We start from the raw sequence: 1592 nt of genomic DNA on the forward strand, positions 1-1592 counted from the left end.
TCTAGCCAATATGTCCCTGTCGGGACGCCCGTTCCGGGGTGAAAATGGTGTGGTGGTCGCCCGTCGACGCCGTGCCACTATGGTCCTTCGAGGCCGTCGTCTAGCCGGGCGTTGGGGGTCACGCCGCGGGCCCTTCACTGTTGCCGATGGTTGTAGAGCACGAGGATTAGATTCTGTTTCACCCCGGTGACCCCCACGGGCGACCACCCCGATCACACGGTGTGCGTCGATGAGGAGAACACGATGCTGATCGAGTCTCACGACGAGGAACAGATCATCTCCCGGGTCGCCGCCCTCGATATCGGCAAGGCCGAGGTGGTGTGCTGTGTCCGGATTCCCGCTATGGGCAATCGGAGGAAACGGATGCAGGAGGTGTCCACCCATACGACGATGACGCGGGCGTTGACCGAACTGGCCAACCACCTCGTCGAGTCGGGTGTCGAACGCGTGGTGATGGAAGCGACGTCGGACTACTGGAAACCGGTGTTCTACTTGCTCGAAGCACACGGACTCGACCCGTGGCTGGTCAATGCCCGCGACGTGAAGCATCTGCCGGGACGCCCCAAGACCGACGTCCTCGATGCGGTCTGGTTGTGCAAGGTCGCCGAACGACAGATGCTGCGCCCGAGCTTCGTACCACCACGTCCTATCCGTCAGCTGCGGGATCTGACCCGCTACCGCGTCGACCTGGTCGGTGCCCGCGGAGCGGAAAAGAACCGGGTCGAGAAACTGCTCGAGGATGCCTGCATCAAACTCTCCGTCGTGGCCTCGGACATCTTCGGTGTCTCCGGGCGGGAGATGATGGCCGCATTGATCGCCGGCGAGCGGGATCCGAAAGTCCTCGCACAGCTGGCCCGGTCGAGGATGCGGGCGAAGATCGGCCTGCTCGAGGAGGCGCTGAGTGGGCACTTCGACGACCACCACGCGTTCCTGCTCACGCGGATGCTGGGCCGGATCGATGCGATCGACGCCGACATCGCCGCGGTCGACGAACAGATCGAGGCGCAGCTGGTCCCTTTCGCGCAGGCGGCGGCGCAACTGGATGAGATCCCGGGGATCGGGCCGGTGGCCGCCGCGATCATTCTCGCCGAAATCGGGGTGGACATGTCGCGGTTCCCGACCGCCGGGCACTTGTGCTCCTGGGCGAAGTTCTCTCCCGGTGTCCACTCCTCCGCGGGTAAGTCCAAGGGCAACGGTTCGACCGGGCACGGCAACCGCTACCTTGCCCGGGTTCTAGGAGAGGCCGCCGTGATTGCGGGCCGCACCGACACGTTTCTCGGTGCCAGGTATCGGCGGATCGCCAGACGACGAGGCAAGAAGCGAGCCATCGTCGCTGTCGGGCGTTCGATCCTGATCATCGTCTGGCATCTGCTCTCCGACGAGAACGCAGCTTTTGCCGATCTCGGTGCCGATCACTTCACCCGCCACCTCGATCCGGACAGACGGAAACACAGTCACATTCGTCAACTCGAAGCCCTCGGGTACTCCGTCACCTTGACACCGGCCGCCTGACCCGCACCACGACACGCCCGCTCCGCCGGGAGCTGGCACGTGTTCGCACCCGTGCGCAGGTCACCTCATTTTCGGATTAG

General features: G+C 64.3%; 1 protein-coding gene. It reads left to right on the top strand.

Features of this window, described 5'->3' with window-relative positions; genetic code table 11:
- Positions 1 to 243 precede the first annotated feature (243 nt).
- Positions 244 to 1512 (top strand): IS110 family RNA-guided transposase, encoded by a 1269-nt coding sequence (locus G6039_RS30075; RefSeq protein WP_029544375.1) that lies wholly within the window; start codon positions 244 to 246, stop codon positions 1510 to 1512.
- Positions 1513 to 1592 lie beyond the last annotated feature (80 nt).

This window comes from Rhodococcus aetherivorans, from assembly GCF_011058165.1.
Classification (GTDB): Bacteria; Actinomycetota; Actinomycetes; order Mycobacteriales; family Mycobacteriaceae; genus Rhodococcus; species Rhodococcus aetherivorans.

Coding starts and splice junctions, on each gene's coding strand:
- G6039_RS30075 (WP_029544375.1), top strand. CDS start 244: ATGCTGATCGAGTCTCACGACGAGGAACAGATCATCTCCCGGGTCGCC.